The 24531-nt window shown below is 70.8% G+C and carries 21 protein-coding genes and 2 pseudogenes; 13 read left to right on the top strand and 10 right to left on the bottom strand.

Annotation, left to right across the window (positions count from 1 at the left end; translation table 11 throughout):
- A pseudogene (locus tag KUM49_RS17330) lies at window positions 1-550 on the top strand (tetratricopeptide repeat protein); the annotation flags it as partial.
- A gap of 21 nt (window positions 551-571) precedes the next feature.
- On the opposite strand, the gene KUM49_RS17325 reads toward KUM49_RS17330, so the two are convergent.
- The 3 genes from KUM49_RS17325 to KUM49_RS17315 all read right to left on the bottom strand — a co-directional run bounded on the left by KUM49_RS17325 (window position 572) and on the right by KUM49_RS17315 (window position 2695).
- A complete protein-coding gene (locus tag KUM49_RS17325) occupies window positions 572-1522 on the bottom strand; it encodes a M28 family metallopeptidase (protein WP_217237746.1) in 951 nt (316 codons plus the stop codon).
- Between the two features lie 207 nt (window positions 1523-1729).
- On the bottom strand, window positions 1730-2194 hold the full coding sequence (locus KUM49_RS17320) for a VOC family protein (protein WP_217237745.1): 465 nt from the start codon (window positions 2192-2194) through the stop codon (window positions 1730-1732).
- A gap of 57 nt (window positions 2195-2251) precedes the next feature.
- Window positions 2252-2695: a helix-turn-helix domain-containing protein gene (locus KUM49_RS17315; RefSeq protein WP_217237744.1), complete on the bottom strand. Its 444-nt coding sequence runs from the start codon at window positions 2693-2695 to the stop codon at window positions 2252-2254.
- 89 nt (window positions 2696-2784) lie between these two features.
- Between KUM49_RS17315 and KUM49_RS17310 the strand changes: the two are divergent.
- A pseudogene (locus KUM49_RS17310) lies at window positions 2785-3939 on the top strand (MFS transporter); the annotation flags it as partial.
- 80 nt (window positions 3940-4019) lie between these two features.
- On the opposite strand, the gene rarD reads toward KUM49_RS17310, so the two are convergent.
- The gene (gene rarD, locus KUM49_RS17305) at window positions 4020-4970 is read right to left on the bottom strand and encodes an EamA family transporter RarD (RefSeq protein ID WP_374200165.1); all 951 of its coding nucleotides are present in this window, start codon (window positions 4968-4970) and stop codon (window positions 4020-4022) included.
- Window positions 4971-5157: 187 nt separating this feature from the next.
- Window positions 5158-6012, bottom strand: coding sequence for an SDR family oxidoreductase (locus KUM49_RS17300; protein ID WP_217237742.1), 855 nt, complete (start codon window positions 6010-6012; stop codon window positions 5158-5160).
- Between the two features lie 92 nt (window positions 6013-6104).
- On the opposite strand from KUM49_RS17300, the gene KUM49_RS17295 reads away from it, so the two are divergent.
- Window positions 6105-6506, top strand: a complete 402-nt coding sequence (locus KUM49_RS17295) for a helix-turn-helix domain-containing protein (RefSeq protein WP_217237741.1) — start codon at window positions 6105-6107, stop codon at window positions 6504-6506.
- 104 nt (window positions 6507-6610) lie between these two features.
- Here KUM49_RS17295 and KUM49_RS17290 read toward each other — a convergent pair whose 3' ends face one another.
- From KUM49_RS17290 to KUM49_RS17270, 5 genes are all read right to left on the bottom strand, one after another.
- Window positions 6611-7726, bottom strand: a complete 1116-nt coding sequence (locus tag KUM49_RS17290; protein WP_217237740.1) for a 2-oxoacid:ferredoxin oxidoreductase subunit beta — start codon at window positions 7724-7726, stop codon at window positions 6611-6613.
- A complete protein-coding gene (locus tag KUM49_RS17285; RefSeq protein ID WP_217237739.1) occupies window positions 7719-9644 on the bottom strand; it encodes a 2-oxoacid:acceptor oxidoreductase subunit alpha in 1926 nt (641 codons plus the stop codon). Before KUM49_RS17285 ends, KUM49_RS17290 begins: the two co-directional genes overlap by 8 nt.
- Before the next feature lie 368 nt (window positions 9645-10012).
- A complete protein-coding gene (locus KUM49_RS17280) occupies window positions 10013-10672 on the bottom strand; it encodes a response regulator transcription factor (RefSeq protein WP_308406650.1) in 660 nt (219 codons plus the stop codon).
- Between the two features lie 339 nt (window positions 10673-11011).
- Window positions 11012-12379: a sensor histidine kinase gene (locus tag KUM49_RS17275; protein ID WP_217237737.1), complete on the bottom strand. Its 1368-nt coding sequence runs from the start codon at window positions 12377-12379 to the stop codon at window positions 11012-11014.
- 165 nt (window positions 12380-12544) lie between these two features.
- Window positions 12545-13774: a sensor domain-containing protein gene (locus KUM49_RS17270; protein ID WP_217237736.1), complete on the bottom strand. Its 1230-nt coding sequence runs from the start codon at window positions 13772-13774 to the stop codon at window positions 12545-12547.
- Window positions 13775-14018: 244 nt separating this feature from the next.
- Between KUM49_RS17270 and KUM49_RS17265 the strand changes: the two genes are divergently transcribed.
- The 10 genes from KUM49_RS17265 to KUM49_RS17220 are packed head-to-tail and all read left to right on the top strand — an operon-like array spanning window position 14019 to window position 24378.
- Window positions 14019-14414, top strand: coding sequence for an NADH-quinone oxidoreductase subunit A (locus tag KUM49_RS17265; RefSeq protein ID WP_217237735.1), 396 nt, complete (start codon window positions 14019-14021; stop codon window positions 14412-14414).
- Complete coding sequence (locus KUM49_RS17260) at window positions 14405-15022, top strand: NADH-quinone oxidoreductase subunit B (RefSeq protein WP_217237734.1); 618 nt, start codon at window positions 14405-14407, stop codon at window positions 15020-15022. The genes KUM49_RS17265 and KUM49_RS17260 overlap by 10 nt, the downstream gene beginning before the upstream one ends.
- Window positions 15019-16590 carry an NADH-quinone oxidoreductase subunit C gene (locus KUM49_RS17255; RefSeq protein WP_217237733.1) on the top strand — a complete coding sequence of 524 codons (1572 nt, stop codon included), beginning with the start codon at window positions 15019-15021 and terminating at the stop codon, window positions 16588-16590. The genes KUM49_RS17260 and KUM49_RS17255 overlap by 4 nt, the downstream gene beginning before the upstream one ends.
- Window positions 16587-17555 carry a complex I subunit 1 family protein gene (locus KUM49_RS17250; protein ID WP_217237732.1) on the top strand — a complete coding sequence of 323 codons (969 nt, stop codon included), beginning with the start codon at window positions 16587-16589 and terminating at the stop codon, window positions 17553-17555. The genes KUM49_RS17255 and KUM49_RS17250 overlap by 4 nt, the downstream gene beginning before the upstream one ends.
- Window positions 17556-17557: 2 nt before the next feature.
- Complete coding sequence (locus KUM49_RS17245) at window positions 17558-18229, top strand: NADH-quinone oxidoreductase subunit I (protein WP_217237731.1); 672 nt, start codon at window positions 17558-17560, stop codon at window positions 18227-18229.
- Window positions 18226-18861: an NADH-quinone oxidoreductase subunit J gene (locus KUM49_RS17240; RefSeq protein ID WP_217237730.1), complete on the top strand. Its 636-nt coding sequence runs from the start codon at window positions 18226-18228 to the stop codon at window positions 18859-18861. Before KUM49_RS17245 ends, KUM49_RS17240 begins: the two co-directional genes overlap by 4 nt.
- Window positions 18861-19286, top strand: a complete 426-nt coding sequence (nuoK, locus tag KUM49_RS17235) for an NADH-quinone oxidoreductase subunit NuoK (RefSeq protein WP_217237729.1) — start codon at window positions 18861-18863, stop codon at window positions 19284-19286. The genes KUM49_RS17240 and nuoK overlap by 1 nt, the downstream gene beginning before the upstream one ends.
- Entirely contained in the window at window positions 19283-21277 is a 1995-nt protein-coding gene (locus KUM49_RS17230; RefSeq protein WP_217237728.1) for an NADH-quinone oxidoreductase subunit L, read from the top strand. Before nuoK ends, KUM49_RS17230 begins: the two co-directional genes overlap by 4 nt.
- A 6-nt stretch (window positions 21278-21283) precedes the next feature.
- Window positions 21284-22858 (top strand): NuoM family protein, encoded by a 1575-nt coding sequence (locus KUM49_RS17225; RefSeq protein WP_217237727.1) that lies wholly within the window; start codon window positions 21284-21286, stop codon window positions 22856-22858.
- A complete protein-coding gene (locus KUM49_RS17220) occupies window positions 22855-24378 on the top strand; it encodes an NADH-quinone oxidoreductase subunit N (protein ID WP_217237726.1) in 1524 nt (507 codons plus the stop codon). Before KUM49_RS17225 ends, KUM49_RS17220 begins: the two co-directional genes overlap by 4 nt.
- Window positions 24379-24531: the final 153 nt, after the last annotated feature.

Here is a 24531-nt window from a genome sequence, read left to right as displayed (position 1 = left end):
CGCCCCCAAGCCCACCCCGCCCCGCGGCTTCGACGCCGTCGCCGAAGCCGTGCTCGGGGACGATCCGATGACCGCCCCCGGCGACGGCACCACGCCCCCGCTGCTCGCGGAGCCGCTGGCGCGGATCAACGAGGCCGTGAAGGCGGGGCGGACGGACACGGCGGCGGAGCTGGCCGACCGGACGCTGACGCAGGCGTCGGGGTCGCTCGGACCGGAGCACCCCGAGGTGCTGCACCTGCGCGAACTGGCCGCCTACATCGCCTACTTGGCGGGCGACCCGGTCCGTTCCTTCCAGCTCTCCCTCGACCTCGCCCAGGTCCGTCACCACATGCGGGACGCGGAGGCCGCGTACGGCAACGTCCAGAGCGCGTTCACCGCCTGGCGGGCCGTACGCGATCCCCTGGTGGGCCTGGAGCTGGGCCAGACGCTGATCGGACTGTGGACCGAGCTGACGGCCGAGGACGGTCCCGCCGCCGACGACATCGAGCAGCTGGACAAGGCCCGGGCCCGCATGGGCCGTCTCACCGAGCGTGCCCAGAGCGCCCGCTGAGGGGCCGCCCCGCACCGGGCCCTATGCCGACAGCTCCCACACCGCGTACGCGAGCGCGTCGCTGTTCCGGTTCAGGGCAGTGTCGTTGATGTTGGCGGTCGTGTCGCAGGACGAGTGGTAGCAGCGGTCGAACGCCTGCCCCGCCGTACCGCCCCACTTGGCCGCCTGCGCCGCCGACTTGGTGTTGCTCGCGCCGGTGAAGAGGCCGCCGACCGGCACGCCCGCGCTCTTGAAGGGCGCGTGGTCGGAGCGGCCGTCGCCCTCGGTCTCGATCTCCGTCGGGACGCCGAGGCCGGCGAAGTAGTCCTTGAAGGTCTTCTCGATGGCCGGATCGTCGTCGTAGACGAAGTAGCCGGGGTTCGGCGAGCCGATCATGTCGAAGTTCAGATAGCCGCTGATCCGGGCGCGGTTGGCGGCGGAGAGGTTGTTGACGTAGTAGCGGGAGCCGACCAGGCCCAGCTCCTCCGCTCCCCACCAGGCGAACCGCAGGTGCTTGGTGGGCCGGTAATCCGCCCGTGCCACGGCGAGCGCGGTCTCCAGCACGGCCGCCGAACCGGACCCGTTGTCGTTGATGCCCGCGCCGGACGAGACGCTGTCCAGGTGCGAGCCGGCCATCACGACCTGGTTGGTGTCGCCGCCGGGCCAGTCGGCGATCAGGTTGTAGCCGATGCGGCCGGAGGCGGTGAACTGCTGGATGGCCGTGGTGTACCCGGCGGCGTCGAGCTTGGCCTTCACATGGTCGAGCGAGGCTTTGTAACCGGCGCGTCCGTGCGCCCGGTTGCCGCCGTTGGCGGTGGCGATGGACTGCAGCTGAGTCAGGTGCGCCTTGACGTTGGCCACGGGGATGTCGGGCGCTGCGGCCACCGCGGGCTCGGCCGCGGGGGCCGCGCCGGCTATGGATCCGCCGGCCAGGAGGGAGACGGCTGCGACGACGGCGGTGGCCGTGACGCGTCCGGGAACCGAGAGCTTCATGTGGGGGGCTCCGAATTCCGTGGGAATCACAGGGATTCCACAGCGAATGGGGTGCCCGATGGTGAAGCTGAGGCTGACCCTCCGTCAAGAGCGCAATCCGGTCAGCGTTGTTCGTATAGCGGAGGGCGGATGCAGAGACGCGTGCACCCGCTCAAACGCACCCGCTAAAACGCTCCCGCTCGCACCCTTCATCTCAAACGCTCCCGCTCATTGCACGCAGAACTCGTTGCCCTCCGGATCCGCCATCACCACCCACTCGCCCCCCGGCTCCTTCACCTCCCGCAGCACACTCGCCCCGAGCCCGGTCAGCCGCTCGACCTCGGCCGCGCGCCGCCCCTCGCCGGGGTGCAGGTCGAGATGGAGCCGGTTCTTGACCGTCTTCGCCTCCGGCACCCGCTGGAACAGCAACCGCCGCCCCAGCCCGGTCCCGCTGTCCTCCTGGTACGGGTCGTCCGGATGCCGTACGGCGACCAGGTCCCGGAAGGAGAGGCGGGCGTGGTACTCGACGGTGGCCTCGCGCGGCAGGGCGCCGACTTCCAGCAACCGCTGGATGAGCGCGTCGTTGTCCTCGGCCAGGTAGTTCAGCGCGGCCGCCCAGAAGTCGGCCTGGGCGTGCGGATCGGCGGCGTCGATGACGAGCTTCCAGTGCACGGGGGAGGGTGTCTGCGTCATGCCCACCAGTTATAGCGGCCGGGTCCGACAACGAGCCGTTCCGGCCCGCCCGCCGCGTCACCGAAGGGAAACGGCCTCCGCCTCCCGCACGTCGTACGCGGCCCGCGCCCCCGCGATCTCCTCCTGATGCGCCTCGGTCCACTTCACCAGGGACTGGATCGTGGCGTGCAGGGTCCCGCCCAGCGGCGTGAGCTCGTAGTCGACGCGCGGCGGCACCACCGGATGCACCGTCCGCTTCACCAGCCCGTCCCGCTCCAGCGAGCGCAGCGTCACGGTCAGCATCCGCTGGCTGATCCCGTCGATCTCCCGGCGCAGCTCGGTGAACCTGAGCCGCCGGTTCTCCAGCAGCGCGATGACCAGCAGCGACCACTTGTCGGCCACCCGGTCGAGGATCTGCCGTACCTGGCAGTCCTCCCGGGTGTCCCATTGGAAGGGGTCGGCGTCGCCGTAGTCCACGGTGCCCGCGCAGTTACTCGGTGACTTAGAAGTGCCTTCTTCCATGTCTGTCGATGCTGCCGCAGGCTGAAGTCGGTTACAAGAGGGAACCGACCCTCATTCCCGTAACCACCCCTACCTAGTGGAGTACTGCCATGGGCACGCGCGCGTGGGCGCTGTTACTCGTCCTCTGCGGGACGATCTTCCTGGAGGGCATCGACGTCGCGATGATGGCGGTCGCGATCCCCTCGATCAGATCCGACCTCGGCCTGACGACCGGCACCGCGGCCTGGGTGATGAGCGCCTACGTCCTCGGCTACGCCGGTTTCACCCTGCTCGGCGGCCGGGCCGCGGACCTGCTCGGCCGCCGCCGGATGTTCCTTACCTGGCTGACCGTCTTCCTGCTCTTCTCCGGTCTCGGCGGCTTCGCCACCGAGGGCTGGATGCTGGTCGCCGCCCGGTTCGTGACCGGAGTGTCCGCCGCGTTCATGACGCCGGCCGCCATGTCCCTGATCACCACGTCGTACGAGGAGGGCCCGCGGCGCGACAAGGCCCTGCTGGTGTTCGCCGGCACCGCGGCCGGCGGCTTCTCGCTGGGTCTCGTCGTCGGCGGCCTGCTCACCCAACTCGGCTGGCGCTGGGTGTTCTTCGCGCCGGTGCTGCTGGCGGGCGCGCTGCTGATCGCGGCCGTACGGCTCGTCCCGGCGCAGGACGCCCCGCTCGGCAAGCGCCGCGGCTTCGACCTCCCCGGGGCGGTCACCGCCGCCGGCGCGATGCTGCTGGCCGCCTACACCGTCGTACGCCTGGAACACGGGGTGGACGGCTGGCGGTCGACCGTGGCGGCGGCCCTCGCGGCGCTGCTCCTGGCCGTCGTCTTCGTCGCCGCCGAGCGACGCACGGCCGATCCGCTGGTCCGGCTCGGCATCCTGCGGACGGGCTCGGTCGTGCGCGCGGACCTGGGCGCGCTGCTGTTCGTCGGGGCCTTCTTCGGCTTCCAGTTCGTGGTGACGCTGTACCTGCAGGAGCTGCGCGGCTGGTCGTCGCTCCAGACGGCGATCGCCCTGGTGGTCATGGGGTGCGACGCCGTGCTGGCGCCGACCCTCACCCCGAAGCTGGTCGCCCGGTTCGGCAACACCCGGGTGATCGTCGGTGGCTTCGCGGCGGCGGTCGTCGCGTACGGGCTGTTCCTGCCGGTCGGCATGGACTGGTCGTACGCCGCGATGTTCCCGACGCTGATCATCGCCGGTACGGCCTTCGCGCTGGCGTACGGGCCGCTGGCGATCGCGGCGACGGACGGGGTCGACGCGTCCGAACAGGGGCTGGCGAGCGGGCTGCTGCACACCGCCACACAGTTCGGCTCGGCTATCGGGATCTCGGCGGTGACGGCCGTCTACGGCTTGGCATCCACCGGGTCGGGGCCCGAGGCGACGCTCTCGGCCTTCCGGGCGGCACTCACCGTGCCCGTCGGGATGGCGGCGCTGGGCCTGGTCATCTCGGCCCTGAGCGCGCGGGCGGAGCGGCGGGCGCCTCGCAGGGCGTCCCAGGTGAGCAGCGTCAGCGCCAGCCAGACCAGCGCGAACCCGGCCCAGCGCTCCGGCGGCATGGCCTCGTGGAAGTAGAGGATGCCGAGCAGGAACTGGAAGACCGGGGCCAGGTACTGCAGCAGCCCCAGCGTGGACAGGGGCACGCGGATCGCGGCCGCGCCGAAGCAGACGAGGGGGATCGCGGTGACGATGCCGGTCGCGGCGAGGAGGGCCGCGTGGCCCGCGCCCTCGCTGGTGAAGGTGGAGTCGCCCTGCGCGCCGAGCCACAGCAGATAGCCGAGCGCGGGCAGGAACTGGATCGCGGTCTCCGCGGCCAGCGACTCGACACCGCCGAGGTTGACCTTCTTCTTCACCAGCCCGTACGTGGCGAAGGAGAAGGCGAGGGTCAGGGAGATCCACGGCGGCCGGCCGTAGCCCACGGTGAGCACCAGGACGGCGGCGAGACAGACGCCGACCGCCGTCCACTGCACGGGCCGCAGCCGCTCCTTCAGGAGCAGGACGCCCATGGCGATGGTGACCAGGGGGTTGATGAAGTAGCCGAGCGAGGCCTCGACGACGTGACCGGAGTTCACGGCCCAGATGTAGACGCCCCAGTTCACGGTGATGACGGCCGCGGCCACGGTGATCAGCGCCAGCCTGCGGGGCTGCCGCAGCAGCTCACCGGCCCAGGCCCAGCGCCGGATGACGACGAGTGCGACAGCCACGAAGGCCAGGGACCACACCATCCGGTGGGCGAGGATCTCGACCGCTCCGGCGGGCTTCAGCAGCGGCCAGAACAGGGGAACCAGCCCCCACATCCCGTAAGCCGCGAAGCCGTTCAGCAGACCTATGTGCCGCTCGCCCCTCGGCTTCCCGCTCACGGGCCCCTCCTTCTCACGTCCTGCTCGCCTGCAAGAAGGTAACGCCGGGCACCCCCGCGTGTCATGCCCGTATCGGAATACGGTCATGACACGCGGGGGTGCCGGTACGCCTGTGCCGGTCGGGTCAGCCCTTGAGCGCGGCGGCGATCGCCTCGGCGAGCGGGGTGGTGCGACGCCCGGCCAGGCGGGACAGGTCGCCGCTGGAGACGACCAGCTCGCCCTTCTCGATCGACGCGTCCACGCCGGCCAGGGTCTCGGCGAGCGGCCCCGGCAGCCCGGCACCGGTCAGGATGCCGACGTAGGCGTCGGTGGAGACGGGGGCGTAGACGATCTCCTTGCCGGTCTGCCGGCTCAGCTCGGCCGCGTACTCGGCGAAGCCCCACGCCTCGTCGCCGCCCAGCTCGTACGTCTTGTTCTCGTGCCCCTCGCCCGTCAGTACGGCGACCGCGGCGGCCGCGTAGTCGGCGCGCGAGGCGGAGGAGACCCTGCCCTCGCCGGCGGCGGCCACGACCGCGCCGTGCTCCAGCACCGGGGCGAGCTGCTCGGTGTAGTTCTCGTGGTACCAGCCGTTGCGCAGCAGGGCGTACGGCACGCCGGAGGCGATCACGGCCTCCTCGGTGCCCCGGTGGTCGTCGGCCAGTGCGGCACTCAGGCTGCTGGGGGCGCTGGTGTAGGCGAGCAGCGCCACGCCGGCCTTCTTGGCGGCGTCGAGAACGACCTTGTGCTGGCCGACGCGGCCCTTGTCGAACTCGTTGCCGGAGATCAGCAGCACCTTGTCGCCGGCGGCGAACAGGCCGTCGAAGGAGGCGGGGTCGTTGTAGTCGGCGAGAGCGATCTTCACCCCGCGGGCCGCGAAGTCGGCGGCCTTGTCCGCGCTGCGGACGACGGCGGTGATCTGCTCGGCCGGAACCTTCTCCAGCAGCTGCTCCACGACGTGGCGGCCCAGGTTTCCGGTGGCTCCGGTGACAACGATGCTCATGATCTGCGATCTCCTTGTGGGGTGCGGGTGCTACTAACCCTAGGGGATGCGCTAACTCTGCGAAAGTACCCACTTTGAAGTAAGGTACCGGCATGGCCGTAAGTGAAGAGGTAGGAAGCGCACCACTGGTGGCGGGCGAGGCGATGTGCCCGCACCGTCTGATCCTGGAACACGTCACCAGCCGCTGGGGCGTCCTGGTCCTGATCGAACTCCTCGACCGCCCCCACCGCTTCAGCGAGCTGCGCCGGGCCATCGGCCGCGTCAGCGAGAAGATGCTCACCCAGACGCTCCAGACCCTGGAACGCGACGGCCTCGTCCACCGCGACGCCAAGCCGGTCATCCCCCCGAGGGTCGACTACTCCCTCACCGGCCTCGGCCGCGAGGCGGCGGAACAGGTGCGAGGGCTGGCGATGTGGACCGAGGAGCGGATGGCGGAGGTCCTGACGGCACGCGAGGCGTACGACGCGCGCAAAAACGCCCCTGACCAGGGCTGACGCGTCGCGTCCGGCGGTGGCCGAACGAACGAAGGCGGGCCGCGCCCGCAACGCGGAGGGCCTGGGCGCCGACCGCACCCAGGCCCTCAGCCGTCGGTCGCCGGTCAGCCCACGACCGTCCAGGTGTCCCCGCCCGCCAGCAGCGCCCCGAGGTCGCCCTTGCCGTTCTGCTCGATGGCCGTGTCGAGCTGGTCGGCCATCTGCGTGTCGTAGACCGGGCGGTCCACGGAGCGGAGGACGCCGATGGGGGTGTGGTGGAGGGTGTCCGGATCGGCCAGCCGCGACAGCGCGAAGGCGGTGGTGGGGGACGTGGCATGGGCGTCGTGGACCAGCACGTCCGCCTCGTTCTCCGGTGTCACCGTGATCACCTTGAGGTCGCCGGTGGCGGGGTCGCGTACGACGCCGCGTGAGCCTCCCCCACTCTCGGCTTCGCTCGAGCGGGAGGTGCCCCCACCGCCGAAGCGGATGGGCCGGCCGTGCTCCAGACGGATCACGGCCTCCTGGGCCTGCTGCTTGTCCTTCAGTGCGTCGAAGGCGCCGTCGTTGAAGATGTTGCAGTTCTGGTAGATCTCGATGAGGGCGGTGCCCTGGTGGGCCGCGGCCTGACGCAGGACCTCGGTGAGGTGCTTGCGGTCGGAGTCGATCGTGCGGGCCACGAAGGAGGCTTCGGCGCCGATCGCCAGGGACACCGGGTTGAAGGGGGCGTCCAGCGACCCCATCGGCGTCGATTTGGTGATCTTGCCGACCTCGGAGGTGGGGGAGTACTGGCCCTTGGTGAGGCCGTAGATCCGGTTGTTGAAGAGCAGGATCTTGAGGTTCACGTTCCGGCGCAGGGCGTGGATCAGGTGGTTGCCGCCGATCGACAGCGCGTCTCCGTCGCCGGTGACGACCCACACGCTCAGGTCGCGCCGGGAGGCCGCCAGCCCCGTCGCGATCGCCGGGGCACGGCCGTGGATGGAGTGCATGCCGTACGTGTTCATGTAGTACGGGAAGCGGGAGGAGCAGCCGATGCCGGAGACGAAGACGATGTTCTCCTTGGCCAGGCCCAGCTCCGGCATGAAGCCCTGGACGGCGGCGAGGATCGCGTAGTCACCGCAGCCGGGGCACCAGCGCACTTCCTGGTCGGACTTGAAGTCCTTCATGGACTGGCGGGCCTCGGCCTTGGGAACGAGCGAGAGCGCCTCGATCGTGCCCGTGCCTTCCGTGGACGTCTCAGCCATCGATGGCCTCCTTCAGAGCCGTGGCGAGCTGTTCTGCCTTGAACGGCATGCCGTTGACCTGGTTGTAGGAGTGGGCGTCGACGAGGTACTTCGCCCGGATGAGGGTGGCGAGCTGGCCGAGGTTCATCTCGGGGATCACCACCTTGTCGTAGCCCTTCAGGACGGTGCCGAGGTTCCTCGGGAAGGGGTTGAGGTGGCGCAGGTGGGCCTGCGCGATGGCTTCGCCGGCGGTGCGCAGCCGGCGTACCGCTGCCGTGATCGGCCCGTAGGTGGAGCCCCAGCCGAGGACGAGGGTGCGGGCGCCGTGCGGGTCGTCGACCTCGATGTCGGGGACGTCGATGCCGTCGATCTTGGCCTGGCGGGTGCGGACCATGAACTCGTGGTTGGCGGGGTCGTAGGAGATGTTGCCGGTGCCGTCCTGCTTCTCGATGCCGCCGATGCGGTGCTCCAGGCCCGTCGTGCCCGGGATCGCCCACGGACGCGCCAGGGTCTGCGGGTCGCGTTTGTAGGGCCAGAAGACCTCGGTGCCGTCGTCCAGGGTGTGGTTGGGGCCCTGTGCGAACTGCACGCGCAGATCCGGGAGTTCGTCCAGGTCGGGGATGCGCCAGGGCTCGGAGCCGTTGGCGAGGTAGCCGTCGGAGAGGAGGAAGACGGGGGTGCGGTAGGTGAGGGCGATGCGGGCTGCTTCCAGGGCCGCGTCGAAGCAGTCGGCCGGGGTGCGCGGGGCGACGATCGGGACCGGGGCCTCGCCGTTGCGGCCGTACATCGCCTGCAGCAGGTCCGCCTGCTCGGTCTTGGTCGGCAGACCGGTCGAGGGCCCGCCGCGCTGGATGTCGATGATGAGCAGCGGCAGTTCCTGGGAGACGGCCAGGCCGATCGTCTCGCTCTTGAGTGCCACGCCCGGGCCGGAGGTGGTGGTCACGGCGAGGGAGCCGCCGAAGGCCGCGCCCAGTGCCGCGCCGATGCCGGCGATCTCGTCCTCGGCCTGGAAGGTGCGCACGCCGAAGTTCTTGTGCTTGCTCAGCTCGTGCAGGATGTCCGAGGCCGGGGTGATCGGATACGAGCCCAGGAACAGGGGCAGGTCCGCCTGGCGGGACGCGGCGACCAGCCCGTAGGACAGGGCCAGGTTCCCGGAGATGTTTCTGTAGGTGCCGGTCGGGAACGCCTTCGTCGCCGGGGCGACCTCGTAGGAGACGGCGAAGTCCTCGGTCGTCTCGCCGAAGTTCCAGCCCGCCCGGAAGGCGGCGATGTTCGCGGTCGCGATGTCCGGCTTCCTGGCGAACTTCGACTTCAGGAACTTCTCGGTGCCCTCGGTCGGCCGGTGGTACATCCACGACAGCAGACCCAGCGCGAACATGTTCTTGCTGCGCTCGGCCTCTTTACGGGTGAGGTCGAATTCCTTGAGGGCCTCCACCGTGAGCGTCGTCAGGGGCACCGGATGGAGGTGGTAGCCGTCGAGCGAGCCGTCCTCAAGAGGCGAGGTGGTGTAGCCGACCTTCTGCATCGCCCGTTTGGTGAACTCGTCCGTGTTGACGATGATCTCCGCGCCGCGCGGCACGTCGCCGATGTTCGCCTTCAGCGCCGCCGGGTTCATCGCCACCAGCACGTTCGGTGCGTCGCCCGGCGTGAGGATGTCGTGGTCGGCGAAGTGCAGCTGGAAGGAGGAGACGCCGGGCAGGGTGCCGGCGGGGGCGCGGATCTCGGCCGGGAAGTTCGGCAAGGTCGACAGGTCGTTACCGAAGGACGCCGTCTCCGAGGTGAAACGGTCACCGGTGAGCTGCATACCGTCACCCGAGTCACCCGCGAAACGAATGATCACCCGGTCCAGGCGGCGGACATCCTTCACCCCTGCCGCTTTGCGCTGCTCTCCCACGACGGTTCCGTCGGCCTGCTCCGCTGGACTACTGACCTGCGTCACTGAACTGGACCTCCCTCGAGGCGGCTGTCTGGGAGTGACCTTGTCGCAGGTACTCCCAAAATCAACCCTACGACCGTAAGGGTCGCCTTCCCTGGGTCATTCGCATGATGGACACGCCCTTGAGGCCGTCTCGAGCACCGACTTTTCACGATTTGCCCGCCCCCCGGCGCTTCCCTCGAAGACGCTGCCCTTCACGCTTCGGTTCCTACCGTTTCTGACACGGCGTCAGCAACGTGTCGAACAGGGTGCCAGATGCGGAGTGGGGGATGGAGTCCGCGAACGGAGCCCGGACATGCGGCCCGGACATGCGGCCCGGACATGGAGTGCGGACCGGCGTCGGATCCGGAGCCGGGCCTGGAGCCGGACGGTCATGAGTTCAGGTAGGTGAGCACCGCGAGGACGCGCCGGTGGTCGCCGTCGCTGGGGGACAGCCCGAGCTTCAGGAAGATGTTGCTGACGTGCTTCTCGACGGCTCCGTCACTCACGACCAGCTGCCGGGCGATCGCGGAGTTGGTCCGGCCCTCGGCCATCAGCCCCAGGACCTCACGTTCCCTGGGGGTGAGTCCCGCGAGCACGTCCTGCTTGCGGCTGCGCCCCAGCAGCTGCGCGACGACCTCGGGGTCCAGGGCCGTACCTCCCCGGGCCACCCGCACCACCGCGTCCACGAACTCACGCACTTCGGCTACCCGGTCCTTCAGCAGATAGCCGACTCCGTGGCTGGAACCCGCCAGCAGTTCCGTGGCGTAGCGCTCCTCCACATACTGCGACAGCACGAGTACACCGAGACCGGGATGCGCCTTGCGCAGCTGTACGGCGGCCCGCACCCCCTCGTCGGTGTGCGTCGGAGGCATCCGTACGTCCGCGACCACGACGTCCGGCAGCGCACCCTCCGCGTCCAGCTCGGTGATGGTCTTGATCAGCGCTTCCCCGTCACCCACCCCGGCGACGACGTCGTGCCCACGGTCGGTCAGCAGCCGGGTCAGTCCCTCCCTGAGCAGCACCGAATCCTCGGCGATGACCACGCGCACCCTGTCCTCCACGATCACGATCCTCGGCCCCCCACAGCCCCGACTCCACGCCCGCCCGGACGACAAGGGCCAGCATTCCAGCATTCGGACCCGGGCGGGCCCGGGCGAGGGGAATCAGCGGGAATACGTGCACGGTACGGCGTGGATGTGGCGATCCGGCCAGTCCGGGCGTTCACCCAGCCGTCCAAGGGGCGAAGCCCGGCAGGGCCGAAGGGGCGGAGCCCTTGGAGATGGGAACGGATAAGGGCGGCGGGGGCGAAACCCCCTCGCCGCCCGGCGCCACCGCTCAGCCAGGCCCAGCCCAAGCTGCGGCTTGGCCCCTCCGCCCCGTCGCGGAACTCACCGCATCGCCGGCTCCGTCCGCCAGGGCAGCTCCGCGGTGACCCGGGTGGGCCCGCCCACCGGCGAGTCCACCACCAGGATCCCGTCCACCGCGTCCAGCCGTTCCGCGAGCCCGGCCAGCCCCGACCCGCCGGAGGTGTCTGCCCCGCCCACCCCGTCGTCCACGACCTGCAGCATCAGCCGGTTCTCCACCCGCCACACGTCCACCGACGCCCACGTGGCCCGCGCGTGCTTGCTGATGTTCTGCAGCAGCTCCGACACCGTGAAGTACGCGATCCCCTCGATCGCCGCCGCCGGCCGCGCGGGCAGATCCACCTCCACCTGCACCGGGACGGTGCACCGCGAGGCCACCGCCGACAGCGCCGCGTCCAGCCCCCGGTCCGTCAGCACCGCCGGGTGGATCCCGCGCGCCAGGTCCCGCAGCTCCTGCAGCGCCGTCTTCACTTCGCCGTGCGCGTCGTCCACCATCCGCGCCGCCGCCTGCGGATCCTCGGTGAGCTTCTCCTTCGCCAGCCCCAGATCCATGGCCAACGCCACCAGCCGCGCCTGCGCGCCGTCGTGCAGGTCCCGCTCGATGCGCCGCAGGTCAGCCGCGGCGGTGTCGACGACGACCCCCCGGTCCGACTCCAGCTCCACCACCCGCGCCGACAGCCGCGTCGGCCCGAGCAGCCCGTGCACCAGCACGCGGTCCACCATCGTCAGCGCCCGCACGATCCACGGCGTGGCCAGCGTGAACAACAGCCCCACCAGTGCCGTGACGGTGATCTCGAAGGGGTTGTCGAGATAGGTGTGGTGGCTCTCGTCGCCGTACAGCTGAAGCCCGTCCTGCCCGCCGTACATCGGGAAGAGCCAGAACCACAGCGGGTACGTCATCAGCGACCAGCCGATCGCCCAGAAGTTCACCGCGACGACGAACGAGAACACGGACCACGGCAGGTACAGGAGCGCGTACAGCAGGGTGCGCCAGGACGTGCCGCTCTTGAGGACGGCCCCCATCCAGGCCATCACACCCCGCTTCCGCATCCGCAGCGGCTCCGGGTCGCTTACCTCGAGGCCCAGCAGCCCGCGTGCCCGGACCCGCTCCAGCGCGCCGAAGCCCCGGCACCCGGCCAGGCCCGCCGCCAGCACCGGGATCCCGAGGAACGTCACGAGCAGGCCCGCTCCGACGGAGACCATCGTGACGGCGTACGTGAACAGCACCACGCCGATCGGCAGGCCCACCAGCACATAGCCGAGCTCGCGCCAGCTGCGCGCCTCGAACGGCGCCCGCAGCGCGGCGGGCAGCCGATGCTTCCGGGTGCTTTCCGCGAACCCGAGCCCGCTGTCGTGGCCGAAGCCCTGTCCGTAGTCCGAGTCGGTGGCCATCGGCGTCGTCCTTCTCCCTCGTTCCGTGACTGTCCGGTCGTACGTCGTGTCGTACCTCCACCCTGCTCGGCAGCAGGTCCGCGGACCATGGAGTCAGTCGGCGTCCAGGACGGGGGGTTTTCCCTACCTCCCGGGCCCCATCTCCCGGCCCTGTCTCCCCGTGCCCTACCTCCTGGGCTCCCGGGCCCCCGAGTGCTCCCTCGCGTCGAGTGAGCGGTCCCGCCACGGCAGCTCCGCGGTGACCACGGTCGGCCCGCCCGGCGGCGAGTCGATGACGAACAGCCCGTCGACGGCGCCCAGCCGGTCGGCGAGGCCGCGCATGCCGGTACCACCGTCGAGGCGTGCGCCGCCGTGGCCGTCGTCCCACACCTGGATCAGCAGCCGGTCGTCGGCCTGCCACACGTCGACGGACGCGGTCCTCGCCCCACTGTGCTTGCTGATGTTCTGCAGCAGCTCCGAGACGGTGAAGTAGGCGATGCCCTCGATGGCCGCGGCCGGTCTGGCGGGCAGGTCGGCCGTCACCTTCACCGGCACCGTGCAGCGCGAGGCGACCGAGGACAGGGCGGCGTCCAGGCCGCGGTCCGTCAGTACGGCGGGATGGATGCCCCGGGCCAGATCCCGCAGCTCCTGCAACGCGAGCTTGACCTCGCCGTGCGCCTCCGCGACCATCGCCGCCGCCGTGTCGGGGTCCTCCAGCAGCTTCTCCTTGGCCAGGCCGAGTCCCATGGCCAGGTTGACCAGCCGGGCCTGCGCCCCGTCGTGCAGATCGCGCTCGATCCGCCGCAGATCGGCGGCGGCCGTGTCGACCACGACCCCCCGGTCCGACTCCAGCTCGGCGATCCGCCGCTCCAGTTCGTCGGACGGCGACAGCAGGCCGCGCACCATCGCCCGGTCCACGTTGGTCAGACCCCGCGCGATGAACGGCAGCACCGGCCACAGCACGAACAACGAGGTCAGCGTGAGGGTGAAGGTGAAGACACCCCAGGGCAGCCGGACGAACTCGTACAGCACCGTCCGCCAGCCGACCGGGTCCTTGATCCCCATCCACAACTGTGCGAGGAAACCGCTGTTGCGGCTGCGCAGGGGAAGGGGGCTCGGCTCGTCGATCCGCACGCCGAGCAGCACCCTGGCCCGCGCCCGCTCCAGCTTGCCCAGCTGCCGGGCACCCATCAGGCCGGCCGCGAGCAACGGGAAGCCGATCACCGTGACGGTCAGCCAGAAGCCGGTGAGGAGCACCGTCATGACGTAGGTGAATCCGAGCAGTGCCACCGGAAGGTTCGCCAGGAGGTGCGCGATCTCCTTCCAGGTGTGCCGGTCGAAGGCGAAACGGACAGGCGGCAGGCGGTCGCTGCCTGCCTCTTGGCTGGGTCTCGAGGACGGGACACGTTCGGTCATATGGGTTAGCGTGCCGCGCTGCGGGCCGCCGCGCCATGAGGCGGGCCGCCCCGATCCCCTGGGGATAACCCCACCCCGACGACCTGTGGTTTCCGCCAAGGCGTGACGGGCTGCTTACGCTCTCTTTAGCAGGGCCTAGACTCCCGTGCGTACAGATCGTCCAACACAGTCGTAGTCCGGATTCCGCAGTTCAGAGTCCGTAGGCAAGAGTCCAGGGTCCAAGGTCAGAGAGCGAGGGGCTGACGTGCCGGAACCGACCGTCGTCATCGCGGCGGAGTATTTCCAGTCGTACTCGGTCGTCGGGCTGCTCGCCGCCGTCGGCGTGCTGTTCGTGGCCGTCGCCTTCGGAGCCGGGCGCCTGCTGCGACCCGTGGTCCCCACCCCCGAGAAGCTCCTGACGTACGAGTGCGGCGTCGACCCCGTCGGCGAGGGCTGGGCCCACACCCAGGTCCGCTACTACGTCTACGCGTTCCTGTACGTCATCTTCGCCGTCGACTCGATCTTCCTCTTCCCCTGGGCCACGGTCTTCGCCGCTCCCGGCTACGGCGCGACCACCCTCGTGGAGATGTTCATCTTCCTCGGCTTCCTGGCCGTGGGTCTGCTGTACGCGTACAAGAAGGGCGTCCTGACATGGACGTGACCCCGACTCCTTCCCAGCCTGTGCTGCTCCCCGAGCCGCAGCGCCTCGGCGCCCTCGCGCGCCTCGCACCCGAGCCGATGAAGGTGATCCTGAACTGGGGCCGCCGCTACTCGCTCTGGGTCTTCAACTTCGGCCTCGCCTGCTGCGCGATCGAGTTCATCGCCGCGTCGATGGCCCGCCACGACTTCATCCGCCTCGGCGTGATCCCCTTCGCGCCCGGCCCACGCCAGGCCGACCTGATGGTCGTCTCCGGCACGGTCACGGACAAGATGGCGCCGGCCGTGAAACGCCTCTACGAGCAGATGCCCGAGCCGAAGTACGTCATCTCCTTCGGCGCCTGCTCCAACTGCGGCGGCCCGTACTGGGACTCCTACTCCGTCACCAAGGGCGTCGACCAGATCATCCCGGTCGACGTCTACGTCCCCGGCTGCCCGCCCCGGCCCGAGGCGCTGCTCCAGGGCATCCTCAAACTCCAGGAGAAGATCGCCCGGGAATCCCTCGCGGAGCGGTACGGGACGGCCCGTCCGTCGGCCGCGGCACTCCAGAGCGGGCTCGTCCGGCCGCCGGACCCGGCCCCCTCGGCCCCGGCCTCGGGGGAGGAACGATGACCGAGGTCGGCTGGCTGCCCGCCCCCGCCGAGGAACTGTTCGGCGCGGAGGCCACCGCGGAGGAGTCGTACGAAGTCCTGACGGTGGACGTGCCGCCGGCCTCCTGGATCCCGGCCCTGGAAGCCGCCCGCGACCGCCTCGGCTGCACCTACTTCGACTGGCTCAGCGCGGTCGACGAACCGGGCACCGGCTTCCGCGTCTGCGCCCACGTCGTCGCCCTCTCCCCGGTACGCCGGCTCCTCGTCCGTACGACCGTCCCGCACGAGGCCCCCGCCCTGCCGACCGCCGTCGACGTCTACGCGGGGGCGGCCTGGCACGAGCGCGAGACCCACGAGATGTTCGGCATCGCCTTCGAAGGCCACCCCTCCCTGGACCACCTCCTGCTCCCCGAGGCCTTCGAAGGCCACCCCCTCCGCAAGGACTTCGTCCTCGCGGCCCGCGTCGCCAAGGCCTGGCCCGGAGCCAAGGAACCCGGCGAGTCCGAACACGGCGGCCCCAAACGCCGCCAGATGCTCCCCCCAGGCGTCCCCGACCCCAACGAATGGGGCCCCCTGAAAGGCCAACTCCCCCCGGCCCCCGCCCGCCCCACCCGCGGCGCCGGCCGCGCCGCGACGGGCGAACGCCCAACACGGACGGCCGGCGAACGCCCGACGCGAGCAGCAGCCGACCGGCCCGACCGACCCGTACGCCGCGCGCGTACGGCGGCGGAGGGTTCGGCAAGCCAGACGGCGGTGACTTCGGAGCAGGGGGCGGCGGGCGGGCCGACGGCGTCCCCGGCCGAGGGGGCGACGGGGCAGCCCGCGGCGTCTCCGGCGGAGGCCGTGGCGTACCCGGCGGGTCAGACGGAGGCGTCGGCGGCGTCTGCGGGCGCGGCGGCTGAGCCGAGGCGTTCTCGCACGGCGGCGGAGGGTTCGGCGAGTCAGACGTCTGCGTCTCCGGCGGAGGCTGCGGCCGGTCAGGCGGAGGCACCCGAGTCTGCGGGCACTCCCGCTGAGCCGAGGCGCAGCCGCACGGCGGCGCAGGGTTCCGCGAGCCAGACCGAGACGCCCCAGGCCACGGATGGGCCGACATCGGACGCCCCGGCCACGGATGCCCCGGCACCCGAGGACCAAGCCACCGGCGCCCCGGCCCCCGAGGCGCCGGTTGCCCGGCGTCGGGCGCGCACCGCCTCGGACGGGTCGGCGAGCCAGCGAGCGGCAACGCCAGGCACGGCAGCGTCGGCCGGCGAAGCCGAAGGCACGCCGGCGAAGGCCCCCACCGCCCCGCGCAGCCCGGATGCCCCCTGGCACCACGCCCGCCCGGCCTTCGACGAACCGAAGCCCGATCGAGGCGCTGAGCCCGAGCCCACCGCCGAGCCCGAGCCCGCTCAGGCATCCGAAGCCGATCCCGGTCCCGAAGCCGAACCCGGGGCCCAACCGGGGGCCGAGACCGAGCAGGTACCCACCCCCGAGCGCGCCCCGAAGCCCGACCTGAAGCAGCCCGGCACACAGCCCGACCTCAAGCCCGATAACTCCGAAGCCCTCGAAGATCCCGAAGACCCCGAAGCCCCCGCAGGAGGCCCGCAGTGAACGACGCTCTCGACGTCGCCCTGCGACTCCTGATCGTCTTTGTCGTCTTCCTCACCTTCCCCCTGATCGTGGGCCAGACGGAGCACAAGGTCATGGCCCACATGCAGGGCCGCCTCGGCCCGATGTACGCCGGCGGCTTCCATGGCTGGGCCCAACTCGTCGCCGACGGAGTGAAGTTCGCGCAGAAGGAAGACGTCGTACCCGCGGGCGCGGACCGCCGTATCTTCCAACTCGCCCCCGCCGTGGCTCTCCTCCCGTACCTCCTGGTCCTCCTCGCCATCCCCATCGGCCCCGGCGAGGGCGCCGTCGGCGAGGTCATCGACGCGGGCGTCTTCTTCGTCCTCGCCGTCATGGGCGTAGGAGTCCTCGGCTCGCTCATGGCCGGCTGGGCCTCCGCCAACAAGTTCTCCCTCCTCGGCGGCCTGCGCACCGCCGCCCAACTCCTCGCCTACGAACTCCCGATGCTGCTCACCGCCGCCTCGGTGGCGATGGCGGCCGGCACGGTCTCGCTCCCCGGCATCCTCGACGCCTTCGAGTGGTGGTGGCTGCCCTGGCAGATCGTCGGCGCGATCGTCTTCTTCGTGGCCGGCCTCGCCGAGCTCCAGCGCCCGCCCTTCGACATGCCGGTCGCCGACTCGGAGATCATCTTCGGCGCCTACACCGAGTACACGGGCCTCCGCTTCGCGCTGTTCCTCCTCGCCGAGTACGCCGGAATCGTCGTCCTGTGCGGTCTGACCACCGTCCTCTTCCTGGGCGGCTGGCACGGCCCCTGGGGCGCCGACGGCCTCGGCTGGGTCTGGACCCTCCTGAAGGCGGCCGTGCTGGCCTTCGTCGTCATCTGGCTCCGCGTCACCTATCCCCGCCTGCGCGAGGACCAGCTCCAAAAACTCTCCTGGACCCTTCTCGTCCCCCTCTCCCTCGCCCAGATCGCCCTCACCGGCATCGTCAAGGTGGTGATCCAGTAACCATGGCTGCCTCTGTACCGCCCACCCGGCCCCGCATCCCCGGCTCCGGCCTCGCCAAGGGCCTGGCCGTCACCCTCCGCACGATGACGAAGAAGACCGTCACCGAGCAGTACCCGGACGTCCAGCCCGACCTCCCGCCCCGCACCCGCGGCGTCATCGGCCTCTTCGAGGAGAACTGCACGGTCTGCATGCTGTGCGCCCGCGAGTGCCCGGACTGGTGCATCTACATCGACTCCCACAAGGAGACGGTCCCGGCGGCGGCCCCCGGCGGCCGCGAGCGCAGCCGCAACGTCCTCGACCGCTTCGCCATCGACTTCTCCCTGTGCATGTACTGCGGTATCTGCATCGAGGTCTGTCCTTTCGACGCCCTGTTCTGGTCCCCGGAGTTCGAGTACGCCGAGACCGACATCCGCGACCTCACCCACGAGCGCGACAAGCTCCGCGAGTGGATGTGGACCGTCCCGGCCCCGCCCGCCCTCGACCCCGCCGCGGAGGAGCCGAAGGAGATCGCCGCCGCCCGCAAGACGGCGGAGAAGCTCGCGGCCCGGCAGACGGCCGAGCCGCGCAGCGAGCCGCACGCGGACGAGCAGGCCCGCGCGGCCGAGCAGCCCACCCGGCCGATGGGCGAGTCGAAGCAGCAGACGGACCAGCCCCGGCAGGAGGGGGACGCATGACCCTCGCAGCAGCCGCCGGTTCCCTCACGGCCGCCACCGAGACCCACGGCTTCCTCTCCCCGACCGGCGTCGAGATCGCCTTCCTCCTCGTCGGCCTGGTCACGTTCGGCGCCGCACTGGTCACCGTCACCACCAAGCAGCTGGTGCACGCCGCCCTGTGGCTGGTGGTGACCCTCGGCGGGCTCGCCGTGGAGTACCTCCTGCTCACCGCGGAGTTCATCGCCTGGGTGCAGGTCCTCATCTATGTCGGCTCCGTCGTCGTCCTCCTCCTGTTCGGTCTGATGCTCACCAGGGCCCCCATCGGCCGCTCCCCGGACGCCGACTCCGGCAACCGCTGGGCCGCCCTCACCGTCGCCGTCGCCGCCGCGGCCGCCCTGGTCTGGGTCGTCGTCGACGCCTTCCGCACCACCTGGATCGACCTGGACGGTCCGGCAGCGGGCTCCACCGAGGCCACCGGTGCCAGCCTCTTCCAGAACTGGGTCCTCCCCTTCGAGGCCCTTTCCGTCCTCCTCCTCGCCGCCCTGGTCGGCGCGATCGTCCTGTCCCGCAAGACCAAGGCGGAGGCGGCGGGGACAGGCCCGGGTGTCCCCGGCGCCCGGGACACCCGGCGCGACATGGAAGGGGCCGGCTGATGCACCTCGCCTATCCCGCTGTTCTCGCCGCCCTCCTCTTCTGCACCGGCCTGTACGGCGTACTCGCCCGCCGCAACGCGATCCTGGTCCTGATGTCGGTCGAGCTGATGCTCAACGCCGTCAATCTCAACCTCGTCGCCTTCGACGTCTGGCTCAGCCGGACCGCCGAGGAGACCCTGCACTCCGGCCAGGCCCTGACCCTGTTCACCATCGCCATCGCCGCCGCCGAGATCGGCATCGGCCTGGCGATCGTCCTCGCCGTGCACCGCAACCGCGGCACTGCGGACATCGACAAGCTCCGCGACACCGCCGAGGGCCACGAGAGCCACCCGGCCGACGGCTCCGACGGTTCGGACGGCTCCGACAGTGACGCCCTCACGGCCGGCCCGGCCGACCGGGCCGGGAAGGCTGAGGCCACCGCGTGACCACGACCACCCTCGCCGTCCTCGTCCCCCTCCTTCCGTTTCTGGGCGCCGCCGCCGGCCTGCTCCTGGGCCGCACGGCCCCCGGCTTCGTCCGCCCGCTCGCCGTCCTGCCGACGCTCGCCGCCCTCGCGTTCGCGGTGGTGGTCGCCGTGCGCCAGGGCGGCGACCAGGCCGTCGACGCCGCCACCGAGCTCACACCCACCGGCTCGGTCCCGATCGAACTCGCCCTGCACATCGACGGCTTCGCAGCCCTCGTCGCCGTCCTGGTCGGCCTCGTCGCCACCTGCGTGCAGATCTACTCCACGGGCTACCTCCGCGACGACCCGCGCTACCCCTCGTACGCCGCCCTCGTCTCCCTCTTCACCTCCGCGATGCTGCTCGTCGTCTACTCCGGCGACCTCATGGTGCTGCTGGTCGGCTGGGAGATCATGGGCATCTGCTCGTACTTCCTGGTCGGCCACTACTGGGAGACCTCGGAGGCCCGTGCCGCCTCCCTCAAGGCCTTCCTGGTCACCAAACTCGGCGACGTCCCCTTTCTGATCGGCCTGTTCGCGCTGGCCATCGACGCCGGGTCCTTCCGCATCACCCGTGTCCTCGGCGCCGTCGCGAGCGGCGGACTCGACCACCCGACCCTGATCGCCCTGCTGCTCCTGGCCGGCGTGGCAGGCAAGTCGGCCCAGTTCCCGCTGCACACCTGGCTCCCCGACGCCATGGCGGGCCCGACCCCCGTCTCCGCGCTGATCCACGCCGCGACGATGGTCGCCGCCGGTGTCTACTTCGTCGCCCGTCTCCTCCCGGTCTTCGAGGCCTCCCAGGCCGCGATGGTCGTCCTCGCCGTCATGGCCGCCGTCACCATGGCCGGCTCGGCGCTCGCCGCGCTCGCCCAGGACGACATCAAGCGGGTCCTCGCCTACTCGACGATCGGCCAGCTCGGCTACATGACCGGCGCCCTCGCCGTCGGCGACCGCGGAGCCGCCGTCTTCCACCTCCTCACGCACGGCGCCTTCAAGGCGCTGCTGTTCCTCGCGGCGGGCGTGATCATCCACGCCGCCGGCACCAACTCGCTGGCCGCCATGTCCCGCATGAGCAACCTGCGCGACCGCATCCCCGACGCGTACTGGACGATGACCGTGGCGCTCCTCGCGCTCGCCGCGATCCCGCCTTTCAGCGGCTTCTTCTCCAAGGAGTCCGTCCTCGGCGCCGCCGAACACGTCGCCACCGGCCACACCGAGCACGCCCCCGGCGCCGCGGGCTGGACCGTCCTCGTCGCCGGACTGTTCACGGCCCTGCTCACCGCCGCCTACGCGACCCGCCTGTGGCTGCTGGCCTTCCGCGGCCGGGGCGCCGAGGCCCCCGACCACGGCAGGCAGCCCCTCACCATGACCGTGGTGCTGTGGGTGCTCGCCGTGCCGTCCCTCGCCGTCGGCACACTCGCCTACCGCGTGCTGCCCGACTGGTTCGACGGCCGTGACCTGACCCCGACCCCGACCACCTCCGTCCTCGGCACGAGCGTGGCCCTGGTCGGCGGCCTCGTCACCTACGCGGCCTGGCGGCACACCACCGGGCTGGCGTCCCGCGTCCCGCTGGGTGCGGTCGCGGCCCACCCCGGGGGCGACGCCGGACAGGTCGAGGCCGAGGCCATCGCCAGCCACAAGCCGGTCTACGGAGACGTGGCCTACGCCCCCGACCCTGCGGACCCGGGACGTCTCCTGCTCGGCCCACTGCACCGCCACGCAGCCGTCGGCTTCCACCTCGACGCCGTGTACGCGACCCTCTTCGTCCGTCCGGTCCAGGCCGGAGCCACCCTCGTCCGGTTCCTCGACCGTGAGGTCGTCGACACTTACGTACGCGGCGCGGGTGCGCTGCCCCGCCTGCTGGGAGCCGCCGTCCGGCGGGCCCAGACCGGCAATCTGCAGACCTATGTGAGCGCGCTGCTCGCCGGCACCGTCGTCCTGGTGGTCGCCGCAGTCCTCGTCGCCACGGGAGCGTGAGCAGGCGTGATCGATATCAACGAGTCCGTGATGCAGGTCCTTCTGGCATTCATCGTGGTCGGCCCGCTTCTCGGCGCCGCCGCCGCTCTGCTGCCGGCCCCGCCCGGACTGAAGGGGAAGTCACCCGAGCAGGCCGTGCTCCGGCACGGTGTGACCGTGACCGGCACGGTCCTCATCGCGGCGATCGTCCTCGCGCTCGGCTTCGACCACGACCACCCGTCGAAGATGCAGGCCACGACGGACATCAGCTGGATCCCCGCACTCGACGTGCGGATCCACCTCGGCACGGACGGCATTTCCCTCCCCCTTCTGGTCCTGACCGCGCTGCTGACCTTCCTCTGCGCGCTCTACTCCTACTTCAAGATGCCCGCGGGCCCGACCCCGAAGGCCTTCGTCGCACTCCTGCTCGTCCTGGAGTCCGGCACCCTCGCGACCTTCGCCGTCCTCGACCTGCTCCTCTTCTTCCTCGCCTTCGAGATGGTCCTCATCCCGATGTACTTCCTCATCGCCCGCTGGGGCGGTGAGCAACGGACCCAAGCGGCCTGGAAGTTCATCCTCTTCACGCTGCTCGGTTCCGTGGTCATGCTGCTCGGCCTGCTCCTGATCGGAATCAAGGCGGGCACATTCGACATGGTGGCACTCGCCACTGACAACGGCCGGTCGCTGACCACATCCGTGCAGGTCATCACGGTTCTGGCGATCGGGATCGGGCTCGCGGTCAAGACGCCGATGTGGCCGCTGCACAGCTGGCTGCCCGACGCCCACACGTCCGCCCCGACCGTCGGCTCGGTCCTGCTGGCCGGCGTGCTGCTGAAGATGGGTACGTACGGATTCGTCCGTATCCTGCTGCCGATCACGCCGGACGGCTTCCGCACCTTCGCGCCCTACCTCGCCGCCTTCGCCGTCGTCGGCATCATCTACGGATCCCTGGCCTGTCTGGCCCTGGCCAGACAGGGCGCGAAGGGCGACCTCAAGCGGCTCATCGCCTACTCGTCCGTCGGCCACATGGGCTTCGTCCTGCTCGGCATCTCCACCATGACCCCGACCGGCGTGAACGGCGCCCTGTTCGCCAACATCGCCCACGGCCTCATCACCGGCCTCCTCTTCTTCCTGGTCGGCGCGCTGAAGGACCGCACCGGTACCTCCGACCTCGACACCCTCGCAGAGGAGACCGGCGCCGCGCTCTACGGCAAGGCTCCCCGCCTCGGCGGCCTGCTCGCCTTCGCCGCCGTCGCCTCGCTGGGCCTGCCAGGCCTCGCCGGATTCTGGGGCGAGATGCTGGCGCTGTTCGGCGCGTTCGACCCCGCCGAGGGCCTCAGCCGCCCCGCCTTCCTCACCTTCATGGCGATCGCCGCGTTCGGCACGCTGCTGACGGCCGCGTACATGCTGATCGTGGTCCGCCGCGTCTGCATGGGCGCGGTACGGCAGGAAGCCCCGAAGCTCGCCGACGTCAGCGCCTACGAACTCGCGGCCTGGACCCCGCTCGTCGTCCTCACCGTCGTCGCCGGACTCTGGCCGAAGGCCCTCCTCGGCCTGACCGACCCGGCCGTGCAGCAGCTCCTCGCAGGAGGCACCCGATGAGCTCCCTGGCCCAGCCGCTGGCCGCGAACCTCGTTCAGTCCGTCGACTGGCTCGCCATCGCGCCGCCCACCATCACGGCGGTCGTCGGACTCGTCGTCCTCGTCGCCGACCTGTTCGTCGGCGAAAAGAAGAAGGCGCTGCTCGGCTGGGGATCGGTCGCGGGCCTCGCCGTCTCGACGCTCATGCTGCTGCCCCTCCTCGACGGCGACCGCAGCACCTTCTGCCTGACCGGCGCCCCCGACGTGTGCAGCTACACAGCCGACCGCTTCACCCTCGTCCTCCAGCTCCTGGTCCTCGGCGGCGCCCTCCTCGCGGCCCTCCTGTCGGTCACCGCCCTCAAGGACGCCGACAAGGGACTCCCCGAAGGGGAGTACTGGTTCCTCCTGCTGTCCTCCGCGGCCGGCGCCGCCCTCCTGCCCGCCTCCCGCGACTTCGCGACCCTGATCGTCGCCCTGGAGGTCGCCTCCCTGCCCGCCTTCGCCCTCGTAGGCCTCAGGCAGGGTGACAGGAAGTCCTCCGAAGCCGCCCTGAAGTTCTTCCTGTCCTCGGTCACCGCGACCGCGGTCAGCCTCATGGGCATCAGCTTCGTGTACGCGTCCACCGGCACCCTCTACCTCACCCAGATCGCCGACCGCATCCAGCACGTCGACGGACAGCTCCACACCCTCACCCAGACCGGCGTCGTCCTCACCCTCATCGGCTTCGCCTTCAAGACGGCCGCCGTCCCCTTCCACTTCTGGGTGCCGGACACCTACGTGGGCGCACCCCTCCCGATCGCCGCCTACCTGTCGGTCGTCGGCAAGGCGGTCGGCTTCTCCGGCCTCATCCTCATCACCGTCGTGGCCCTCCCGTCGTACGCCGACGTCTGGGGCCCGGCACTCGCCGCCCTGGCCGCCCTCACCATGACCGTCGGCAACGTCGGCGCCCTGCGCCAGCAGGCCACGCGCGCGTACAGCGCCGTACGACTGCTCGCCTGGTCGTCCGTCGGCCAGGCCGGCTACCTCCTCGTCCCGATCGCCGCCGCCGCGTACTCCGACGACGCCGAGCGGTCCATCGGCTCCACGGTCGCGTACGCCCTCATGTACGCCGCCGTGAACCTGGGTGCCTTCGCGGTGGCCGCACTGGTCGGCCGTACGAAGGTGCTCAACCGGGTCTCCGACTACCGGGGCCTGTACGCGTCGAACCCCCTCGCCGCCCTCCTCCTGGCCTTCTTCCTGCTCTGCCTCGCCGGACTGCCGCCGGGCATCATCGGCCTCTTCGCGAAGGTCACCGTGTTCTCCGCGGCCGTCGACGCGGGCCTCGGCTGGCTCGCCGTGGTGATGGCCGTCAACGTCGTGATCGCGCTGTTCTACTACCTCCAGTGGACGGCCCTCCTGTTCCGCGCCCCCGAGGGCGAAGTCGCCGAGCACCGCGTCCCGGCCCCCCTCACCGCCGCGATCGCCCTCACCGGCGTCCTCGGCATCGTCCTCTCCGGAGCACCCCAGCTGGTCCTGCGCTTCACCGACACCGGCCTCTTCTGAGCGCGTACCGCTGCCCTCACCCGGACGGCCCACGCATGCCCCTGTACGCACAAGGGAACTAGAGACCCCCGCCTGGCGTTGACCAGAACGGGAGGGTCCACTGGACGTGACACCACGGCACCAGTGGCTTCGGAGGCATTGAGCAAAGCTCAG

The organism is Streptomyces sp. AC555_RSS877 (assembly GCF_019049245.1).
GTDB lineage: Bacteria > Actinomycetota > Actinomycetes > Streptomycetales > Streptomycetaceae > Streptomyces.
Note: the sequence above shows the minus strand (reverse complement) of the source record. Positions and strands in the feature narration are given on the sequence as shown.